The sequence below is a fragment of the Enterobacter sp. CCUG 70166 genome, from assembly GCF_020224095.1.
In the GTDB taxonomy this organism is placed as follows: Bacteria; Pseudomonadota; Gammaproteobacteria; order Enterobacterales; family Enterobacteriaceae; genus Enterobacter; species Enterobacter intestinihominis.
This window is the reverse complement of sequence record NZ_NRIQ01000042.1, coordinates 1-21,163: the sequence shown is the minus strand read 5'-3', so window position 1 is coordinate 21,163 and position 21,163 is coordinate 1. Positions and strand designations below refer to the sequence as shown.

16 protein-coding genes, 2 tRNA genes and 1 other RNA gene are annotated in these 21,163 nt (G+C 56.3%); 8 read left to right on the top strand and 11 right to left on the bottom strand.

The genetic code is table 11. The annotated features are described in order from the left end of the window. Positions 1-15: 15 nt before the first annotated feature. From CKK19_RS18430 to ghrA, 3 genes are all read right to left on the bottom strand, one after another. On the bottom strand, positions 16-570 hold the full coding sequence (locus tag CKK19_RS18430) for a molecular chaperone (RefSeq protein WP_022647698.1): 555 nt from the start codon (positions 568-570) through the stop codon (positions 16-18). A 19-nt stretch (positions 571-589) separates the two neighbouring features. Further along, positions 590-1,327, bottom strand: a complete 738-nt coding sequence (locus CKK19_RS18425; RefSeq protein ID WP_022647697.1) for a phosphatase — start codon at positions 1,325-1,327, stop codon at positions 590-592. Between the two features lie 84 nt (positions 1,328-1,411). Next, a complete protein-coding gene (ghrA, locus tag CKK19_RS18420; RefSeq protein ID WP_063853804.1) occupies positions 1,412-2,350 on the bottom strand; it encodes a glyoxylate/hydroxypyruvate reductase GhrA in 939 nt (312 codons plus the stop codon). A 229-nt stretch (positions 2,351-2,579) separates the two neighbouring features. Between ghrA and CKK19_RS18415 the strand changes: the two genes are divergently transcribed. Beyond that, positions 2,580-2,667 (top strand) — tRNA-Ser (locus CKK19_RS18415). A gap of 45 nt (positions 2,668-2,712) precedes the next feature. Beyond that, positions 2,713-2,849: non-coding RNA, RtT sRNA (locus CKK19_RS18410), on the top strand. A gap of 244 nt (positions 2,850-3,093) precedes the next feature. Here the strand turns inward: CKK19_RS18410 and CKK19_RS18405 are convergent. Further along, positions 3,094-3,999 (bottom strand): LysR family transcriptional regulator, encoded by a 906-nt coding sequence (locus tag CKK19_RS18405; RefSeq protein ID WP_023299771.1) that lies wholly within the window; start codon positions 3,997-3,999, stop codon positions 3,094-3,096. A 109-nt stretch (positions 4,000-4,108) separates the two neighbouring features. Here CKK19_RS18405 and CKK19_RS18400 point away from each other — a divergent pair, with 109 nt between their 5' ends. The 3 genes from CKK19_RS18400 to CKK19_RS18390 all read left to right on the top strand — a co-directional run bounded on the left by CKK19_RS18400 (position 4,109) and on the right by CKK19_RS18390 (position 5,892). After that, positions 4,109-4,969, top strand: coding sequence for a pirin family protein (locus CKK19_RS18400; RefSeq protein WP_022647694.1), 861 nt, complete (start codon positions 4,109-4,111; stop codon positions 4,967-4,969). A gap of 20 nt (positions 4,970-4,989) precedes the next feature. Then, on the top strand, positions 4,990-5,667 hold the full coding sequence (locus tag CKK19_RS18395) for an isochorismatase family protein (RefSeq protein ID WP_003858068.1): 678 nt from the start codon (positions 4,990-4,992) through the stop codon (positions 5,665-5,667). 137 nt (positions 5,668-5,804) lie between these two features. Further along, a tRNA-Ser gene (locus tag CKK19_RS18390) sits at positions 5,805-5,892 on the top strand. Positions 5,893-6,105: 213 nt separating this feature from the next. On the opposite strand, the gene CKK19_RS18385 is transcribed toward CKK19_RS18390, so the two are convergent. From CKK19_RS18385 to efeU, 5 genes are all read right to left on the bottom strand, one after another. Further along, positions 6,106-7,611, bottom strand: coding sequence for an alanine/glycine:cation symporter family protein (locus CKK19_RS18385; protein ID WP_022647693.1), 1,506 nt, complete (start codon positions 7,609-7,611; stop codon positions 6,106-6,108). A 419-nt stretch (positions 7,612-8,030) separates the two neighbouring features. Next, a complete protein-coding gene (gene phoH, locus CKK19_RS18380; protein ID WP_017384762.1) occupies positions 8,031-8,822 on the bottom strand; it encodes a phosphate starvation-inducible protein PhoH in 792 nt (263 codons plus the stop codon). 499 nt (positions 8,823-9,321) lie between these two features. Then, positions 9,322-10,605, bottom strand: a complete 1,284-nt coding sequence (gene efeB / locus CKK19_RS18375; protein ID WP_023305843.1) for an iron uptake transporter deferrochelatase/peroxidase subunit — start codon at positions 10,603-10,605, stop codon at positions 9,322-9,324. A 3-nt stretch (positions 10,606-10,608) separates the two neighbouring features. Further along, a complete protein-coding gene (gene efeO, locus CKK19_RS18370; protein ID WP_022647690.1) occupies positions 10,609-11,736 on the bottom strand; it encodes an iron uptake system protein EfeO in 1,128 nt (375 codons plus the stop codon). 41 nt (positions 11,737-11,777) lie between these two features. Then, positions 11,778-12,611: an iron uptake transporter permease EfeU gene (efeU, locus tag CKK19_RS18365; RefSeq protein ID WP_063146131.1), complete on the bottom strand. Its 834-nt coding sequence runs from the start codon at positions 12,609-12,611 to the stop codon at positions 11,778-11,780. Positions 12,612-12,862: 251 nt separating this feature from the next. On the opposite strand from efeU, the gene CKK19_RS18360 reads away from it, so the two are divergent. Continuing rightward, on the top strand, positions 12,863-14,047 hold the full coding sequence (locus CKK19_RS18360) for a NupC/NupG family nucleoside CNT transporter (protein ID WP_023305841.1): 1,185 nt from the start codon (positions 12,863-12,865) through the stop codon (positions 14,045-14,047). 82 nt (positions 14,048-14,129) lie between these two features. Here CKK19_RS18360 and CKK19_RS18355 read toward each other — a convergent pair whose 3' ends face one another. Both CKK19_RS18355 and putP read right to left on the bottom strand, forming a co-directional pair. Beyond that, complete coding sequence (locus CKK19_RS18355) at positions 14,130-14,549, bottom strand: DUF3574 domain-containing protein (protein ID WP_023305840.1); 420 nt, start codon at positions 14,547-14,549, stop codon at positions 14,130-14,132. Between the two features lie 72 nt (positions 14,550-14,621). Then, the gene (gene putP, locus CKK19_RS18350; protein ID WP_022647686.1) at positions 14,622-16,130 is read right to left on the bottom strand and encodes a sodium/proline symporter PutP; all 1,509 of its coding nucleotides are present in this window, start codon (positions 16,128-16,130) and stop codon (positions 14,622-14,624) included. Positions 16,131-16,552: 422 nt separating this feature from the next. On the opposite strand from putP, the gene putA reads away from it, so the two are divergent. Together putA and CKK19_RS18340 are read left to right on the top strand one after the other, a co-directional pair. Then, a complete protein-coding gene (gene putA / locus CKK19_RS18345; RefSeq protein WP_063853803.1) occupies positions 16,553-20,515 on the top strand; it encodes a trifunctional transcriptional regulator/proline dehydrogenase/L-glutamate gamma-semialdehyde dehydrogenase in 3,963 nt (1,320 codons plus the stop codon). A 100-nt stretch (positions 20,516-20,615) separates the two neighbouring features. After that, positions 20,616-21,008, top strand: coding sequence for a lysozyme inhibitor LprI family protein (locus CKK19_RS18340; RefSeq protein WP_063853802.1), 393 nt, complete (start codon positions 20,616-20,618; stop codon positions 21,006-21,008). Positions 21,009-21,163 lie beyond the last annotated feature (155 nt).

Here is a 21,163-nt window from a genome sequence, read left to right as displayed (position 1 = left end):
TTTTTGTGATTTAAATCACTCTTCACTCTCTTCTTCCAGCTCATCCCACATGGCAGCGATAGCGTCACGCGTCAGCGGAGCCAGCGTTCTCCAGAACGGAGAGGTGGCGTGGGCTTCAACTTTACCCAGGAAGGTTCCGACCCACGGCAGCAGATACGTTTCGAACAGGGTTTCAATCGCCTCATTCTCATCATCACCTGCTTTATCTTCAATCCATGAGGCCGCCAGCAACAGGGTACCGATATGATCGGCAGGCATATCCGTCAGCGGCATGCCGCGTTCTGAAAGAAACGCCCGAACTTCCGCTTCGGTCGCACCTTCCTGCCAGGCAGAACGATACGGCGACACGCGACACTCTTCCCCCACGAACAGCGCGTTGTAATCCGTTGAAATCTGCTGCATATCGCAACTTTTTTGCAAGCGTTCCAGCAACTCATCCTGTTCCAGCGGCCAGCTCTGCGCCAGTTTACCTTCACGAATCAGGGTAAACAGCGGAACCAGCAGTGGATCCTGCGGCTGGCGGTAATATAAGGTGCCCAGCACGCGGCAAAGGATGGAAAACTCATTCATGTTTTTATTCCGTTATTGATTAAAGATCGGCAAATTCATCAATCGGCGCCATGCCGCGCGACTCAAGGAAGTCGAGCATACGACGCGGCGTGACGTTCAGGATCTGTTCTTCCGGGAAATTCACGTCCCGCAATATTTTCAGGCACTCGCTGAAATCACCCAGCGTGAAGGCCGTGTGTGAATCAGAGCCCAGCGCCACCATTCCGCCCGCGTCACGCACGGCCGCCGCAACGTCGCGGCAGTTGGCCTCACTGCCCTTACGCGAATGCACGAACGAGGAGTTGTTGATCTCCAGCGCCACGCGGTGCTTCGCTGCGGCCTGTGCCACGGCCTGAATATCGATCGGGTATTTCGGGTTTCCCGGGTGGCTGATAATGTGCACATTGCCGCTGGCAATGGTGGCAATCATCGCCGCAGTGTTGGTCTCTTTATCCTGGGGCGCAAAGACCGGCTCGTGGAAGCCGGCGAGGATCAGATCTAACGAGGTCAGCATCGGGCCGGTGCAGTCAATTTCACCGTCGGTATTTTTGATGTTCGCTTCGATGCCGCGCAGGATCCCGATACCGTCAACCAGACGTGGCCAAATACGCATATTCACAAAATGCCAGTAGTGCGGCGCATCCGCCATATCCGGACCGTGATCGGTTATCGCAAACAGTTTGATGCCTTTCAGCTTCGCCTGAGCGATATAATCATGGAGGTTACTGTAAGCGTGGGTACTGGCGACGGTGTGCATATGCAGGTCAACGGGATACATCTTTCTCTCCTCTGCGGTTTTTCCAAAGGATAGCAGTTATCAGCGGCGAATATTAGCAAAAACCCGGCGAACGCCGGGTTTCTCTCAGTAGCCTCGCTGTCTGTCGACCTGTCCGGTCACCGCATTGCCCTTCTCTATTTCGCTGATGGTATGCGAGATATACGCCACGGCCTCCGCCGGTCGCGTCACGGCCGCAATATGGGGCGTCATCGCCACGCGCGGATGTGCCCAGAGCGGGCTGTCTGTCGGCAGCGGTTCGCGGCTATACACATCCAGCATTGCGCCTTTCAGTTTACCGCTATCCAGCGCTTTCAGCAGATCGTCTTCCACAACGTGTACCCCGCGCGCCAGGTTCATTAAGTAGCTATCTTCTGCCAACTTGTTGAGGAGCGTGCCATTGATAATGCCGACCGTTTCCGCCGTATTCGGCAGCAGGTTAATGAGAACGCGTGTCCCTTTCAGGAACGCCGGGAGTTCGTCCAATCCGGCAAAGCTCTCGACGCCCGGATAATCCTTACGGCTCCGGCTCCAGCAGCGCAGTGGGAAGCCCCACGGAGCGAGCGCTTCGGCGACTTTCGAACCCAGCACACCCGCCCCGAGGATGCCGACGGTGAAATCTTCACGCTGATAATCCGGGAGAGGTTCCCAGTGGGATTGCTGTTTAAACGCCTGATAATCGTCGAAGCGGCGGAACCAGTGCAGCACCTGGCTTACGGCGTATTCCTGCATCTGCTCCCCCATACCGGTATCTTCCAGACGAAACAGGGGAATATCTTCCGGCAGCATTTCAGGGTGCGCCTTCAGCTTACTGAGAATGGAATCCACCCCCGCACCAAGAGCAAACACCGCCTTCAAACGGCGTCCCTGTAGCATTTCGACCGGGGGATGCCAGACCAGCGCGTAGTCGGCATGTTCATTATCGCCCTGTTTCCATTCGCGAACGCGTGCGCCAGGCAGTGCCGCCGTGAGCGCCTTAATCCAGTAAGCCGTATCAAAAGTGGGGTGATAGAAGATAATATCCATAGTCATTGCCTTTTAGTGCGCTGTTTTATTTTCATTTTCAACTGGCTTGTCAGCATAACAAATTTCTCGCTAAACCGCGTTGCTGATAAAAGAGGCGCTTTTCGCACATTTCGAAATCAGGTTGCCTGAAGTTTGTCTAAACACGCTAAATTACTGAAAAAGTGGGTTGACGGCAGTACGGCTTTTCCTTACATTAGCGCCCGTCCCGACAACAACGGGATGACAATATGGTGAGGTGTCCGAGTGGCTGAAGGAGCACGCCTGGAAAGTGTGTATACGGCAACGTATCGGGGGTTCGAATCCCCCCCTCACCGCCATATTTGAAGAAGAGCTCGCATGAAAATGCGGGCTTTTTTTTCGCATATTGCACGACTGCGGGGGGGATGAGAACCCCCGACCGGGGTTCGACAACTGGCGCAGCCAGTTGGACAGACTGTGAGCGTAGCGAACAGGCTGCCCGAAGGGCGAGCGAAGCGAGTCAATCCCCCCCTCACCGCCATATTTGAAGAAGAGCTCGCATGAAAATGCGGGCTTTTTTTTCGCATGTTGCACGACTGCGGGGGGGATGAAAACCCCCGACCGGGGTTCGACAACTGGCGCAGCCAGTTGGACAGACTGTGAGCGTAGCGAACAGGCTGCCCGCAGGGCGAGCGAAGCGAGTCAATCCCCCCCTCACCCTAACCCTCTCCCCGGAGGGGAGAGGGGATAGTTAGGTGCTCGCATTCAGTTGTCCCCTGGAAACGTTACTCCTCCACCATCCGGGCATATTCTTCGGTTAGAAAATCCACCAGCGTCCTGACCGATGGCAGCAGGCCGCGCCGGGAAGGATATACTGCGTGAATCACTTCCCGTCTTGGCTCCCACGCGTTCAGCACCCGAACAAGCTCACCTGAAGCCAGCTGATCCTTCACCATCAAAATGGGCAACTGTACCACGCCCACGCCCGCCATCGCTGCCTCCCGCAGCGCCAGCATATCGGTAGTCACCAGGCGCGGCGTGAAGTGAATGTCTGCTTTCGCCCCCTCCGGCCCGCTCAGCTCCCACTTATGCAGGTGTTTACCAGCGCCCATACTTAAACCCGGCCATTCGCTGAGCTCAGAAGGCATCGCCGGGTTGCCCATCCGTTCAATCAGTGTCGGCCCGGCAACCAGACAGTGTCCCCTGTCCGCCAGCACCCTTAATACCAAATCGCTGTCATCAAACGGGCGCGGACGAACGCGGATCGCCACATCCACCCCCTCCCCCACCAGATCGACCCGGCGGTTGGTGGCTTCAAGCTGGAGGTTGATCCCCGGATAGCGCGCCATAAACCTCGCCAGCATGGGCCCCACGTGAACGTGCAGTAGGGTTACGGGGCAAGTGATCCTGACCATACCGCGCGGCTCAGCCTGTAAAGCAGCCACCGCCTCCTCCGCAGCTTCAGCCTCCACCAGCATGGCTTTACAGTGCTGATAGAACGTCTGCCCCACTTCAGTCACCGCAAACTGCCGCGTGGTACGTTGTATCAACCGAACACCCAGGCGTTCTTCCAGCTGCGCAATCCGACGGCTCAGTTTCGACTTTGGCTGATCGAGCGCCCGCCCCGCCGCCGCAAAGCCGCCATGCTCCACCACCTTCACAAACCATACGAAATCATTGAGATCCTGCATACGCCCCCATTGTTCCATTTAAGGAACAGTGAATGTCATTTTTGCTATCTACCGGGATATTAACCCTGAATATAAGCTAATTACATCAACAGGACATCAGGAGTTAATCATGAAAAACGTAACAGGCGTGTATACCGCACCTCGTCCGCACTGGGTCGGTGATGGTTTTCCGGTTCGTTCGATGTTTTCTTACCAGACGCACGGCGAACCGCTGAGCCCGTTCCTGCTGCTTGACTACGCCGGACCACATACCTTCCCGGCGGATGGCGCAAAACGCGGCGTGGGCGAGCATCCTCATCGCGGTTTTGAAACGGTGACCATCGTCTACTCAGGCGAAGTTGAGCACCGTGATTCCACCGGCAGAGGCGGCGTTATTGGTCCAGGCGATGTGCAGTGGATGACGGCAGGCGCAGGCATTTTGCACGAGGAGTTCCACTCCAGCGCGTTCTCGCAGAAAGGCGGTGAACTGAAAATGATGCAGCTGTGGGTCAACCTGCCCGCCAAAGACAAAATGGCGACACCTGGCTACCAGAGCATCACTCAGGCGGATATCCCGGTGGTCACCCTGCCGGATAACAGCGGAACAATGCGCGTGATTGCTGGCCGCTTTGGAGAGGTAACCGGCCCGGCGCATACCTTCTCACCGCTTAACGTATGGGATCTCGCGCTGCACCAGGGCAGCCACCTGACGCTCAATCAGCCCGAAGGCTGGAGCACGGCGCTGGTTGTTGTTGAGGGCAGCGTGACGGTGAACGGCACCACGCCTGCGGGTGAGGCGCAGCTGGTCGTGCTGAGTCAGAGCGGCGACAAGCTGCATCTCGAAGCCAGCAGCGATGCCAAAGTGTTGCTGATGGCCGGGGAGCCACTGAATGAACCCATCGTGGGCTATGGCCCGTTTGTGATGAACAGTAAAACCGAAATCGCCGAAGCTATTCGCGATTTCAACTCCGGCCGCTTTGGCCAAATCTAAACGTAATAAAGGAGCGCATTATGTCTACCCCTGCAAACTTCAACGGTGCACGTCCCGTTATTGACGTCAATGATGCCGTTATGCTGCTTATCGATCACCAGAGCGGATTGTTCCAGACTGTTGGAGACATGCCAATGCCTGAGCTGCGCGCTCGTGCAGCAGCGCTGGCAAAGATCGCCTCGCTGGCGAAGATCCCGGTGATCACCACGGCGTCGGTTCCACAGGGACCGAACGGCCCGCTTATCCCGGAGATCCACGCCAATGCGCCGCACGCACAGTATGTGGCACGCAAGGGTGAGATCAACGCCTGGGATAATCCGGAGTTCGTGGCGGCGGTGAAAGCCACCGGACGCAAAACGCTGATTATCGCGGGGACGATTACCAGCGTTTGCATGGCCTTCCCGTCTATCAGCGCGGTGGCGGACGGATATAAAGTGTTTGCGGTGATTGATGCCTCCGGCACCTACAGCAAAATGGCGCAAGAGATCACCCTGGCGCGCGTGGTGCAGGCAGGCGTGGTACCGATGGACACAGCGGCAGTGGCCTCAGAGATCCAGCGCACGTGGAACCGTGAAGATGCGGGAGAATGGGCAGAGGTGTACACACACATCTTCCCTGCCTACCAGCTGCTGATCGAAAGTTACAGCAAAGCGCAGGACGTCGTGAAAAACAGCGAAGTGCTCGATTCGCAGCGTTGATCCTGCGCGGTGCGCCATAAGCTGATTAAGGCTTAACCGAACAGGCACGAATGCAGAAAATCTGCTTGACCGCTTTCGCGCAACTCCCTATAGTAGCGCCCCGTTGCCCCCCAAGCGGTCAGGCAGCAAAACAATATGGTGAGGTGTCCGAGTGGCTGAAGGAGCACGCCTGGAAAGTGTGTATACGGCAACGTATCGGGGGTTCGAATCCCCCCCTCACCGCCATATTTTAAGAAGAGCTCGCATGAAAATGCGGGCTTTTTTTTCGCATGTTGCACGTCTACGGGGGGATGAGAACCCCCGACCGGGGTTCGACAACTGGCGCAGCCAGTTGGACAGACTGAGAGCGAAGCGAGTCAATCCCCGCCGGTGCGGGTGATACCGCCTCACCCATAAAAAAAGCCCGCGCATAAGCACGGGCCCGTTTTAAACTATTCCTCAGTTATTCAACTTCCCCGCCGGCTGCTTTCCTTCAGGAGAAGAAACCTGCCCCGGCAATCCCCCCTCTTCATCTCTGCGCTCCCCCAGCCAGTAATCCGCATTTTTAATCCCAAGCCGAACCGGATCAAACTGTGGATCAATTCCCTGCGCATTCTGGGTTTCATAATCCTTCAGGCTGGCAAAGGCTTTTTTATGCAAGAGGACAATGGCAATAATGTTGAGCCAGGCCATCAGCCCTACCCCGATATCCCCTAATCCCCATGCCAGATCCGCGGTGCGGATTGTGCCATATACCGTGGAAGCCATCAGACATAATTTAAGCAGGAATGTCAGCCACGGACGGTGAATTTTACGGTTGATGTAGGCGATATTGGTTTCAGCGATATAGTAATAGGCAATGATGGTGGTGAAGGCAAAGAAGAATAGCGCGATGGCGACAAAGTAATTACCAAAGCCCGGCATCATACTTTCCATCGCTGTCTGCACATAGCCAGGACCCGCCGCCACGCCTGCAATACCGGTATAAAGGGCTGCGCCGTCGACGCCCTGAACATTATAAAGCCCGGTGATCAACAGCATAAACCCGGTCGCGGAGCAGACAAACAGCGTGTCGATATATACGGAGAACGCCTGAACCAGCCCTTGTTTCACCGGATGACTTACGGCTGCTGCCGAGGATGCATGTGGCCCGGTGCCCTGCGCCGCCTCGTTGGAATAGACGCCGCGTTTAACGCCCCACATGATAGCCTGGCCCAGAATAGCGCCAAATCCCGCTTCAAGGCCAAAAGCACTTTTCCAGATCAGCAGGATAACAGCAGGCAGTTTTTCAATATTGATCGCGATAATAACGCAGGCAACAATAATATAGCCGAGCGCCATAAACGGAACGACCATACTGCTAAAGCTGGCGATCCTTTTTACACCACCGAAAATAATGAAGCTTAACAGTACAGCCAGTATTGCCGCCGTAACGTTTGGGTTAAGACCGAAGGCAATATCCAGGCTGGCGGCAATTGAGTTTGCCTGTACGCCCGGAAGTAATAAACCGCAGGAGAAAATGGTCACAATAGCAAATAACCATGCGTACCACTTCACCCCCAACCCTTTTTCAATATAAAAGGCAGGTCCCCCACGATATTCGCCGTTAATTTTTTCTTTATAAACCTGACCTAACGTGGATTCAACAAAAGCAGAGCTGGCGCCTAAAAATGCCACTACCCACATCCAGAAAAGCGCACCGGGGCCACCAAAGGTAATGGCGGTCGCCACACCGGCGATATTCCCTGTCCCTACGCGGCCCGCCAGCGTCATCGTCAACGCCTGAAACGATGATACGCCGGCATCGGTAGCCCCGCCCTGAAACATCAGGGTAATCATATGTTTTATATGACGTAATTGTAGAAAACGACTACGCAGTGAGAAATAGAGACCGACACCCAGACATAAAAATATTAACGCAGGGCTCCAGATAACACCGTTAATTGCACTAACCAGTTCGTTCATGTATGACCCTCAGCGTGATGTTCCAGAGGAAACGATCCCCTGGTGTGTTTCTTCTTAGAATTTAATTTGAACAAGTACGAAACATAGATAATTACCCAAAAGACACCAACTTAATTTTTACTGCTTAGTCATGTTCTGTGACAACATTCACGTTTAATTTTCACCTAACAATTAGCGCGATCATTATATTTACAGGTATTTTGTGGGTATTGTAAATACATATCACATTTTTGCGACCTGTATAAAAAGCGTTCGCAGCAAATTAACAGCAATATTATTATTACCGAAAAACGGTGCGTAAATCCCGTTGAATGCTATAGGAAATAAATATGATTAAAAAAAAGCCATGCGAACAGAGGGAATAAAAGAAGCTTCCCGGCATGACGCCGGGAAGAAATGACTTAAAATGTGAAATGATCTTAGTCGGAGTACACTTCCAGCGTTCGTTGACACAGCGCTGAGCGGACGCAGTCCTCTTTTGTGAAGCGGACCACCCCTATCATCTCATCTTCCTCAAAACGTGACATGGCATCGCTCAGGCCAGACTTCACGCCCGACGGCAGGTCACACTGGGTAATATCGCCGTTGACGATAACCGTCACGTTCTCCCCGAGGCGCGTTAAAAACATCTTCATTTGCGCAGCGGTCACGTTCTGAGCCTCGTCAAGAATAACGACCGCATTTTCAAATGTACGTCCGCGCATATAGGCGAACGGCGCGATTTCCACCTTGCCAATCTCTGGTCGCAGGCAGTACTGCATAAAGGAAGCGCCCAACCGCTTCACCAGCACGTCATAGACGGGCCTGAAGTACGGGGCAAACTTCTCAGAAATATCGCCAGGCAGGAAGCCCAGATCTTCATCCGCTTGCAGTACCGGACGGGTAACGATGATCCTTTCCACGTCCTTATGAATCAGCGCCTCCGCCGCTTTGGCGGCACTGATCCAGGTTTTCCCGCATCCGGCTTCCCCGGTTGCAAAGATGAGCTGTTTACTCTCGATAGCATTCAGGTAGTGCGCCTGAGCTTCATTCCGCGCCACTATTGGCGATGCATCGCGGCTGTCCCGCGCCATGCCAATGGATTCTACGCCGCTCATCTGCACAAGCGAGGTGACCGATTCTTCTTCACGCTGTTTATGGCTACGTGAATCCCGTCTCAGCACACGTTTTGCTTCGCGACGAGCTTTGATCACTGCTTTCTGTCTTCCCATGGATAGCACCTTGAGTTGTTGGTATTCATCACACGCGCCAGCATCGGCACGATTATGCGCACGAACATCAGAGGGTTGGCTTCCTTGTAAGCCATTGCTTGCATTACCGGATGACGATACAGAACGGCTACGCGCACCGTTATGCACGTCGGTAGAAATCGTATTTAGAGGTGGAGGGGAGAATTTTGTGGTGAGGAAATCGCTGCCGGAGTCTGAGCCTCCGCGCCGGGTGCTGCGGTTGATGTGTTTACCTTGTCCAGTACAGGACGCAACCATTCGCGATCTCCATAGTGAGTCAGTATCACTGCCGGGAACTACCGCTGTCTTATCTTAAGTACATCAGGAATTATCATAAATGCAACATTTATTTTACCTAGATGCAACCTTTAAGACTGTTCCTGCAGCGGAATCAGTCTCATATATGAATATTACAGAAATATAACAACAAGATAGTCATATGGAAAAATAATGTCCCCGCGAACTGTCGCAGGGACGATTATCAGGCTTCTATCAGACCCTGAGCGAGCCAGGTCTTCGCGTCACGCGCGCCGGGCAGGGCAAAGAAATAGCCGCCGCCGATGGGCTTGATGTACTCCTCCAGCGCTTCGCCGTTGAGCCGCTTCTGCACGGTGAGGAACCCTTTCTCCAGATCGTGCTGATAGCAGACAAACAGCAGTCCCATATCAAGCTGACCGGAATTGGTCACCCCCAACGAGTAGCTGTAGCCCCTGCGCATCATCAGGCTGGACTGGGTCTCTTTGGTGCGAGGATTGGCGAGACGAATATGGCTGTCCAGCGCGATGACATCTCCGTTCGGATCGCGGGCGTAGTCGGGTTCATCGTGCTCGTGCTTCATGCCGAGCGGTGCGCCGGTTTGCTTATCGCGGCCGAAGATCGTCTGCTGCTCTTTCAGCGGCGTGCGGTCCCAGAACTCCACGTGGAACTGAATGATACGCACCGCCTGATAGCTGCCACCCACCGCCCAGGCCGGTTCGCCCTGATCCGCCGTCACCCAGACCACGTTTTTCATCAACACGGTATTGCTGCTGTCCGGGTTGGCGGTACCGTCTTTGAAGCCCAGCAGGTTGACCGGCGTCTCTTTCCCTTTACTGCGCGCGGCGTGGTCAGAGATAAAACCTTCCCGCTTCCAGCGCACGCTGAGCAGATCCGGGGTGTGCTTGATGATATCGCGCAGGGCGTGGATCACCGTATCCTGGGTATTGGCGCAGATCTGCAACAGCAGATCGCCGTGGCACAACGCCGCGTCGAGAGAGTCATTCGGGAATCGCGTCATTTTTTGCAGCGCTTTCGGCTTCTGCTTCGCCAGACCGTAGCGATCATCAAACAGCGATTCCCCCACCGACACGGTGATGGTCAGATTATCGGGAGCGATAAACGCCCCGAGGATCCCGGAATCCATCGGCGGCAGGCGCGGATTCGGTGTTTCCGGTGCCGGACCGCCCGCCGTAAGGAAGGCAATGCGCGTGGTCAACAGCCTGAACAGACGCTCAAGGTCAGCCTTATCACTCGCCAGCGAATCGAAAGCCACCAGCATCATCGAGGCCTGCTGCGGCGTCAGGATTCCTGCCTGGTGCTCACCATAAAACGGCTGCGTTTCCATACGCGCATCCGGGGAGAGCGTGCCGGGGGCACTTTGCGGTTTTGCCGCATGCGCCACCGGACAGCCGCCCGCCAGGGCAAACGCGCCGCCCAGCGCCCCTACCCCTTTTAACAACCGACGTCGGGAAGGTTCCGCCACGTCGTACTCATCATGCTTGTTCATCGCTTAGTCCAGACCCAGAACGCCACGCAGCAGGGAGAGATCTTCCGCCAGCGTCGTAATCGGGCCTTTCAGCGCGTTACGGTCAGCATCGGTCAGCTTGTCGTAGGTTTCGAACCCGTCTTTGGTACGGTATTTCGCCAGGATGGCGTCAACTTTCTTAAAGTTGGCATCCACTTTCGCCAGCAGTTCGCCGTTCTCTTTTTGCAGCTGGGGCCGCAGCAGATCGACAATTTTTTGTGCGCCGTCGACGTTTGCCTGGAAGTCCCACAGGTCGGTGTGGCTGTAGCGATCTTCTTCGCCGCTGATTTTGCTCGCGGCCACTTCTTCAATCAGACCCGCAGCACCACCCACCACTTTCGACGGCGGGAAGGCCAGCTCGCTGATGCGTTTTTGCAGCTCCAGCACGTCGCTGTTGAGCTGATCGGCGTATTTCTCCATCCCTTTGGTGGAGCTATCGCCAAACAGGGCTTTTTCCAGTCGGTGGAAGCCGGTGAATTTCGGATCGGCGGCCTTCTGCTCGTAGTCATCTTCGCGGGCGTCAATGCTGCCATCGAGGTCAGAGAACAGCTCGGCAATCGGCTCGATGCGCTCGTAGTGCTGACGTGTAGGCGCATACAGGGATTTCGCTTTTTCGATATCGCCCGCTTTCACCGCGTCGGTAAAGGCTTTGGTGCCTGCCACCAGGTCAGCCGTCTCTTTGGTGACGTAGGCTTTATAGGCGGTAATGGCGTCGCCGAGGCTCAGCAGCGCGGTGCCTTTGGCCGCGTCCGCCGTCGCTGCGCCTTTGACGATCAGCTTACCTTTCGGGTTAGTCAGCAGGCCGCAGGTCATGTCATATTCCCCCGGCTGAAGATTAGCGGTCATTTTCTGGCTGAAGCCAGGCGCGATATTTTCACGCTCTTCTACCACCATCACGCCTTTCAGGATCTCCCACTCCAGCGCCTTCTGGCTGTGGTTCTGAATAATAAACTGGGTTTTACCGCTGTTAACCGTGATGGTCATCGGCTCGCACTGTTTATCGTTGACGGTGACTTTTACCTGCGGAATATCTGCTGCCTGAGCGGCGAAGGCAGACGCGAACAGCGCTGCCACACCAACCTGTAACGCGCTACGACGGAATTGAATAGCCATGTCTCTTCCCTTTAAAGTATGTTGTAACTAAACAAAGCGCTTCACGGCGCAGTACGCGACGGCTGAGCGCTGGGGCGCGATGGCATGAAGAACAGCACCAGCGCCGGAATAAGATAGATAAAGTACATCGCCACCTCGCTGACACTCGGCGTTTCCTGATAGCCGAAGATACCTTCAAGGAGCGTGCCGGTCAGTGAGTGGGTGGAGAGAACGTTACTAAAATCAAACGCCACGTCCTGGAAGTGGTTCCACAGGCCCGCTTCATGGAAGGCGCGGATCGCCCCTGCCGCCAGCCCCGCGGCCACCAGCAAAATAAACAGGCTGGTCCACTTGAAGAACGCGCCCAGGTTAAGACGAATGCCGCCCCAGTAGAGCAGGAAGCCAAGCACAACCGCCGTGGCCAGCCCAAGCATCGCGCCCAGCGGCGGCCAGATGCCCACGTCCTGCTGAAAAGCCGCGAGCAGGAAGAAAACTGACTCCAGGCCTTCACGCGCCACGGCGAAAAAAACCATCATGATCAGCGCCCAGCCGTGGTGGTTGCCTTTTTGCAGGGCGTTATCCACCGCCTGCTCCAGCTGTACCTTCACGTTACGGGAGACCTTGCGCATCCAGAACACCATCCAGGTGAGGATCACCACCGCTATTACGGCAACAATGCCTTCAAAAAGCTCTTGCTCTTTCTGAGGAAATTCACCGGTGGTTTCGTTGATAAGAATACCCAGCCCCAGGCAGAGCGCCGCGGCCAGGAAGACGCCAACCCACATCACGCCGATCCAGCGTCCACGCTGGGTGCGCTTCAGATAACTGGCGATAAGGCTAACAATCAGGGCCGCTTCAAGGCCTTCACGTAACATAATGAGAAAAGGAACAAACATGCAGACACCTTAAATGTTTATCGCGGTCAACTGATGCAAAGAAAGGTAAATTCTTGTGATAGTGATTATCATTACGGCTACAAGAAAAACAAGCGAAATATGTGGAGTTTTGATGACCAGATGTAAACGCATTGCGGAATAATAATTGCCTGAGTAACCGTTGCGTTTATAAGGTATAACGAAAATGCCCATTTACGGTTAACCGGGGCTGTGGCTAAATGTCCGCCTCGAAAACCAACTGAAAATAAACCATGTTTAAAATTGTCCATTTCCTGCTGGCGCTGGTGATTATTCTTGCGCTTGCCTGGCTGGTGAGTTTCGACCGCCGAAAAATTCGCATTCGTTTCGTTTTACAGCTGATCGTGATTGAAATCGCGCTGGCATTCTTTTTTCTGCATGCAGAAAGCGGCCTGTTCATTATTAAACATGTCTCCGGTTTCTTTGAATCACTGCTTAAATTCGCTGCCGAAGGGACGAATTTTGTCTTTGGCGGGATGGGTGAAAAAGGGCTGGCGTTCATTTTCCTTGGCGTGCTCTGCCCCATTATTTTTATCTCGGCGCTGATTGGTATTCTGCAGCACTGGCGTATTCTGCCGATCTTTATTCGGGTTATCGGGACGCTGCTGTCAAAACTGAACGGCATGGGCAAGCTGGAATCCTTTAACGCGGTGAGCTCACTGATACTCGGTCAGTCTGAAAACTTCATTGCCTACAAGGGCGTGTTGGGCGATCTCTCCTCACGCCGCCTGTTTACGATGGCTGCAACGGCGATGTCGACGGTTTCGCTGTCGATTGTCGGTGCCTATATGACCATGCTCGACGCCAGATTTGTCGTCGCGGCACTGATCCTGAACATGTTCAGCACCTTTATTATCCTTTCGGTCATTAACCCGGCCCGCCCGGAAGCCGAACCCGATATCAAACTGGAAAAGCTGCATGAATCCCAGAGCTTCTTTGAAATGCTGGGCGAATATATTCTGGCCGGTTTTAAGGTGGCGATGATTATTCTGGCGATGCTGATTGGCTTTATCGCCCTTATTAGCGCCGTTAATGCCCTCTTCTCCAGCGTATTTGGCCTGAGCTTCCAGCAGATTCTGGGTTACGTGTTTTATCCGCTGGCGTGGCTTATTGGTATTCCGCTGAGCGATGCCTTAAGCGCGGGCAGTATTATGGCAACCAAACTGGTGGCGAATGAATTTGTGGCGATGATCGAGCTGCAAAAAATAGCCCACCAAATGTCACCGCGCGGACTGGGGATTTTGTCAGTGTTCCTGGTGTCGTTCGCTAACTTTGCCTCCATTGGTATTGTGGCGGGGGCAATAAAAGGCCTGAACGAGCAACAGGGTAATGTGGTGTCGCGGTTTGGTTTACGCCTGGTGTACGGGGCAACGCTGGTGAGTTTGCTGTCGGCGAGCTTTGCGGGGTTGGTGTTGTAAGTTTTGTGCGGTTAATGCCCGGCGGCGCTTCGCTTGCACGGGCCTACGATACTACAACGGCGGGATTTCCCGCCGTTTTTTATTAAAACTGTACGCACACCGGCTGGTCGACCCGCATCACCGACTCCTGTGCGAAGCGGGATTTATAAATACCGCGTAAAGCCTCAATGTTTTTCTCGCTCTGCGCGTCTTTGCCGTGGATCAGCATCAGCGCCTTGCTCGGCTCGCGCGCCACCTTGCCGTCGTTACCCAGCCACTGACCACGGGCATCAAACACCGTTAAGCCATCGCGAAAGCGCGGCGTCACGTCCTGGTCGACAAACTGCTGCCATTCGTTGCCTGTAATTTGCGCCCCGGCAGGACGGTTTAAGCCGAAATAGAGCGTGGTTTGCTGCATCTGATTTTCTGCTTTGCAGGTTTCCACCGCCGCATGCTGCGCGGGTGCGTTACAGCCCGCCAGCATTACGAATGCTGCCACCATTAGCCCTGTTTTAATTCTCATTGATGAAGACTCACATAGGTGAAAGGACTATCCCCTCTCCCCACCGGGGAGAGGGTTAGGGTGAGGGGGAAATTACTCAGCCTGGAGCTTAGACGGCGGCGCTGAGTGGTAATGCGCATCCGCTTCCGCAAAGCGCTTCTGCATAGATGCAGACGGCGCTTTACCCAGCAGGCTAAACACCACAATACCGAGGCTGCCGAAGATGAAGCCCGGGATAATTTCGTACAGGCCCAGCCACGCGAACTGTTTCCAGACGATAACGGTAACCGCACCGATGATCATCCCCGCCAGCGCGCCGTTGCGGGTCATGCGTGACCACAGAACGGAGAATAGCACCACCGGACCAAATGCGGCGCCAAAGCCCGCCCACGCGTAGCTCACCAGCCCCAGCACGCGGTTTTCCGGGTTAGCCGCCAGCGCAATCGCCACCAGCGCCACCAGCAGCACCATAAAACGCCCTACCCACACCAGCTCTTTCTGGCTCGCGCCCTTACGCAGGAACGCTTTGTAGAGGTCTTCGGTGATGGCACTGGAGCACACCAGCAGCTGACAGCTCAGGGTGGACATGACTGCCGCCAGGATCGCGGAGAGCAGGATACCGGCAATCCACGGGTTGAACAGGATCTGCGCCAGCTCGATGAACACGCGCTCGGCGTTCTGGTTTACCGCGCCCGCCTGCGCCGGGTTGTTGTTGAAGTAGGCGATACCGAAGAAACCGACCGCGCACGCCCCCGCCAGACACAGGATCATCCACGTCATGCTGATGCGACGCGCGTGAACGATGGTGTGGTGAGAATCCGCCGCCATAAAGCGCGCCAGAATGTGCGGCTGACCGAAGTAGCCCAGGCCCCATCCCATCAGGGAGACGATGGCCACGAAGTTCAGCCCTTTCAGCATATCGACGTTTTCGATGCTCTTCTGCTTGATCACTTCCAGCGATTCGCCAAAGCCGCCGACGGTAAAAATCACAATTATCGGGGTCAGGATCAGGGCGAAAATCATCAGACTCGCCTGCACGGTATCGGTCCAGCTTACCGCCAGGAATCCGCCCACGAAGGTATAGAGGATGGTCGCGGCCGCACCGGCCCACAGCGCCGTTTCATAGCTCATGCCGAAGGTGCTTTCGAACAGGCGCGCACCCGCCACAATGCCGGAGGCACAGTAGATGGTGAAGAACAGCAGGATCACCACCGCAGAGATAATACGCAATATGCGGCTGTTATCTTCAAAGCGTCCGGTGAAGTAATCCGGCAGCGTCAGGGCGTTGTTGTTGGCTTCGGTATGCACACGCAGACGGCCTGCTACCAGCTTCCAGTTAATCCATGCGCCAACGGTCAGGCCGATGGCGATCCAGCTTTCGGAGATACCGGAGATGAAAATCGCGCCCGGCAGCCCCATCAGCAGCCAGCCACTCATGTCGGAAGCGCCCGCTGAAAGCGCGGTGACCATCGGGCCTAAGCTGCGCCCGCCGAGGATGTAGTCGTCAAAGTTTTTAGTGGAACGCCATGCCAAAAACCCTATCAGGATCATGCCAAAAATATAAACGAGAAATGTCACCAGCATCGGTGTGCTAATAGCCATTCAAATTCTCCAAAATGTCGAGCGACAACCGTCCGGGTTGCCTTGTTATGTCATCACCGGAACGTAGTGATGTGTGTATGTGTTTCCGTTGGGCGCGCTATCCTGCCGTATACGCATCCCACTGACAAACGATTTAACACTGCATTTACATGAATTTCATCCCTGGTTTTATACGTCTTTCCTATAGGTTGCACTCGCTCACGCTTTTACGGGTTGCACCTTTAAAAAATGTTAAGCACCGCATAAAAACTGGGCTCAGAAACCGCCGCGCGTTCTTTTTCACAGCTAACTAATCGTTAACAATCCATTCATTTTCCAGCTTGCAGACCAGGTCACATTTAACACGGTTGCACAAAGTTGCAACATGGTGGATATTTCACGCTATCAACAGAACGCTATTACAGAACAACAGGAGTTTTGGCATGGGGATGACCACCATGGGGGTTAAGCTGGATGACGCTACCCGCGAACGGATTAAAACCGCTGCGACCCGTATCGACCGCACGCCGCACTGGTTAATCAAGCAGGCGATTTTTAACTATCTGGAAAGACTGGAGAGTGAAGAAGGTCTGCCGGAGCTGCCTGCCCTGCTGGCGGGCGCTGCGAACGAAGGCGAAGAGGCCGCGACGGCCGCTGATGAGAACCACCAGCCGTTCCTGGAATTTGCCGAGCAGATCCTGCCGCAGTCCGTCAGCCGCGCCGCCATTACCGGCGCCTATCGCCGTGCCGAAACCGACGCCGTGCCGATGCTGCTGGAGCAGGCGCGCCTGCCGGAAGCCGTTGCCGCTCAGGCGCACAGCCTGGCGTATCAGCTCGCCGACAAGCTGCGTAATCAGAAAACCGCCAGCGGACGCGCCGGTATGGTGCAGGGTCTGTTGCAGGAGTTCTCCCTCTCCTCGCAGGAAGGCGTGGCGCTGATGTGTCTGGCGGAAGCGCTGCTGCGTATCCCAGATAAAGCCACCCGCGATGCCCTGATCCGCGACAAAATCAGCAACGGCAACTGGCACTCCCACATTGGCCGCAGCCCGTCCCTGTTTGTGAACGCCGCCACCTGGGGCCTGCTGTTTACCGGCAAGCTGGTCTCCACCCATAACGAAGCCAACCTGTCGCGCTCCCTGAACCGTATTATCGGCAAGAGCGGCGAGCCGCTGATCCGTAAGGGCGTGGACATGGCGATGCGCCTGATGGGCGAGCAGTTCGTCACCGGGGAAACCATTGCCGAAGCGCTGGCGAACGCCCGCAAGCTGGAAGACAAAGGCTTCCGCTACTCCTACGACATGCTGGGCGAAGCGGCGCTGACCGCCGCCGACGCGCAGGCCTACATGGTCTCTTACCAGCAGGCGATCCACGCCATCGGTAAAGCGTCCAACGGTCGCGGTATTTATGAAGGGCCAGGCATCTCTATCAAGCTTTCCGCCCTGCACCCGCGCTACAGCCGCGCGCAGTACGACCGGGTGATGGAAGAACTCTACCCGCGCCTGAAGTCCCTGACCCTGCTGGCGCGCCAGTATGACATCGGCATCAACATCGACGCCGAAGAGGCGGATCGTCTGGAGATCTCCCTCGATCTGCTGGAAAAACTGTGCTTCGAGCCGGAGCTGGCGGGCTGGAACGGGATTGGTTTCGTTATCCAGGCCTACCAGAAACGCTGCCCGTTCGTCATTGACTATTTGATTGACCTGGCCAGCCGCAGCCGTCGCCGCCTGATGATCCGTCTGGTGAAGGGTGCCTACTGGGACAGCGAAATCAAACGCGCCCAGATGGAAGGACTGGAAGGCTATCCGGTCTATACCCGCAAGGTCTACACCGACGTCTCTTACCTCGCCTGCGCGAAAAAACTGCTCGGCGTGCCGAACCTGATTTATCCGCAGTTCGCCACACACAACGCCCACACCCTGGCGGCGATCTACAGCCTGGCGGGTCAGAACTACTATCCAGGCCAGTACGAGTTCCAGTGTCTGCACGGCATGGGTGAACCGCTGTACGAGCAGGTGACCGGTAAAGTGGCCGACGGCAAGCTGAACCGTCCATGCCGTATTTATGCCCCGGTAGGTACTCACGAAACCCTGCTGGCCTACCTGGTGCGTCGTCTGCTGGAGAACGGGGCGAACACCTCCTTCGTTAACCGCATCGCCGATACCACACTGCCGCTGGACGAACTGGTGGCCGATCCGGTACAGGCCGTAGAGAAGATGGCGGCGCAGGAAGGCCAGATTGGTCTGCCGCATCCGAAGATTGCCCTGCCGCGCGAGTTGTATGGTGCAGGCCGCGTCAACTCGGCGGGTCTGGATCTCGCCAACGAACACCGTCTGGCGTCGCTCTCTTCTGCCCTGCTTAACAGCGCATTGCAGAAGTGGCAGGCCAAACCGATCCTTGAGCAGTCCGTTGAAGACGGTGAAATGCAGCCGGTGATCAACCCGGCAGAGCCGAAGGATATCGTCGGCTACGTGCGCGAAGCCACAGAAGCGGAAGTGGATCAGGCTTTGGAGAGCGCGGTGAACAACGCGCCAATCTGGTTTGCCACCCCGCCGCAGGAGCGTGCCGCCATTCTGGAACGCGCGGCGGTGCTGATGGAAGATCAGATGCAGCAGCTTATCGGCATTCTGGTGCGTGAAGCGGGTAAAACCTTTAGCAACGCCATCGCCGAAGTGCGCGAGGCGGTCGACTTCCTGCACTACTACGCCGGTCAGGTGCGTGATGATTTCGACAACGAAACGCACCGTCCGCTCGGCCCGGTGGTCTGTATCAGCCCGTGGAACTTCCCGCTGGCAATCTTCACCGGCCAGATTGCCGCGGCCCTTGCCGCAGGCAACAGCGTGCTGGCAAAACCGGCAGAGCAGACTCCGCTGATTGCCGCTCAGGGCATCAACATTCTGCTGGAAGCGGGCGTACCGGCGGGCGTGGTGCAGCTGTTGCCGGGGCGCGGTGAAACGGTGGGTGCCAAACTGACCTCCGATAACCGCGTGCGCGGCGTGATGTTTACCGGTTCGACCGAAGTAGCCTCCCTGCTGCAACGCAACATCGCCACCCGTCTGGATGCGCAGGGCCGTCCAACGCCGCTGATCGCTGAAACCGGCGGCATGAACGCCATGATCGTGGACTCCTCCGCGCTCACTGAGCAGGTCGTCGTTGACGTGCTGGCCTCTGCCTTCGACAGCGCGGGTCAACGCTGTTCCGCCCTGCGCGTGCTGTGCTTACAGGATGACGTGGCTGACCACACGCTGAAGATGCTGCGCGGTGCGATGGCGGAATGCCGCATGGGCAACCCGGGCCGTCTCACCACCGATATCGGGCCGGTGATCGACGCGGAAGCCAAAGCCAACATCGAAAACCACATTCAGACCATGCGTGCCAAAGGCCGTCCGGTGTTCCAGGCGGTGCGTGAGAACAGCGAAGATGCCCGCGAGTGGCAGACCGGCACCTTCGTGGCGCCAACGCTGATTGAGCTGGCAAGCTTCGACGAGCTGAAAAAAGAGGTCTTCGGCCCGGTACTGCACGTTGTGCGCTACAACCGTAACAACCTCAACGAGCTGATCGATCAGATCAACGCCTCGGGTTACGGCCTGACGCTCGGCGTGCATACCCGTATCGACGAAACCATTGCCCAGGTGACCGGCAATGCTAAAGTCGGCAACCTGTACGTCAACCGTAATATGGTCGGCGCAGTCGTGGGCGTGCAGCCGTTCGGCGGCGAAGGCCTCTCCGGCACCGGTCCGAAAGCGGGTGGCCCGCTCTACCTGTACCGTCTGCTGGCTAACCGTCCGGAGAACGCCCTGGGCGTGACCCTGGCGCGTCAGGACGCGGACTATCCGGTGGATGCGCAGGTGAAAGCCGTGCTGACCCAGCCACTGGACGCGCTGATTAAGTGGGCAGAAAACCGCCCTGAACTGCGTGCAATTGCGCAGCAGTACGGCGAGCTGGCGCAGGCCGGTACCCAGCGCCTGCTGCCGGGTCCAACCGGTGAGCGCAACACCTGGACGCTGATGCCGCGCGAGCGTGTGCTGTGCATGGCGGATGACGAGCAGGATGCGCTGGTGCAGCTGGCAGCCGCTACAGCAACGGGCTGTGAGGTGCTGTGGCCGGAAGATGCGCTGCATCGCGACCTCGCCAAACAGTTGCCAAAAGCGGTCTCGGCTCGCATTCGCTTTGCGAAGGCCGATGCCCTGCTGACCCAGCCGTTTGACGCGGTGATCTACCACGGTGATTCCGACCAGCTGCGCGAACTGTGTGAGCAGGTTGCGGCCCGCAGCGGTGCCATCGTTTCCGTGCAGGGCTTTGCGCGCGGGGAAACCAACCTGCTGCTGGAGCGCCTGTACGTTGAGCGCTCGCTCAGCGTCAACACCGCGGCGGCAGGCGGTAACGCCAGCCTGATGACCATCGGTTAATCGTGTAAACTCTCCCCGGTGACGCTACGCTTACCGGGGCTACAAAATAGCCCAGGCCGGACAAGCACAGCGTATCCGGCTTTTTTACATGGAGGGGATGATGAAAAGAGTATTTCTCGCAGGTGCAGCCCTGCTCATGAGCGCCAGCGCGCTGGCCGACGAGTGCGATAACGCGACCACCCAGCTTGAACTGAACACCTGTAGCGCGCAGCAGTACCAGGCCGCCGATAAAAAGCTCAACGAGACCTATCAGGCCGCCATCAAACGTGCGGCTGCACCTCAGCGCGATCTGCTGAAAAAGGCGCAGCAGGCGTGGATCAGCCTGCGCGACGCGGACTGTGCGTTTATCGGTTCGGGTACGGAAGGCGGGAGCGTTCAGCCAATGATTGTGAACCAGTGTCTGGCGGAAAAAACCGTGGAGCGCGAAGCGTTTCTGGCCACGCTGATGCAGTGTGAAGAGGGCGACTTAAGCTGTCCCCTCCCGCCGGGCTGACGCGGCACTGAGCAATCCCCTCGCCCCTCCGGGGAGAGGGTTAGGGTGAGGGGAACATACGGCGGTGGCGGTCATTCCGTTCACTTTATGTTCCTTGCTACTCTGTAACGACATGACCGGTGAACGTGCCAGGGTGGCTCAGTCGCCACCACCCT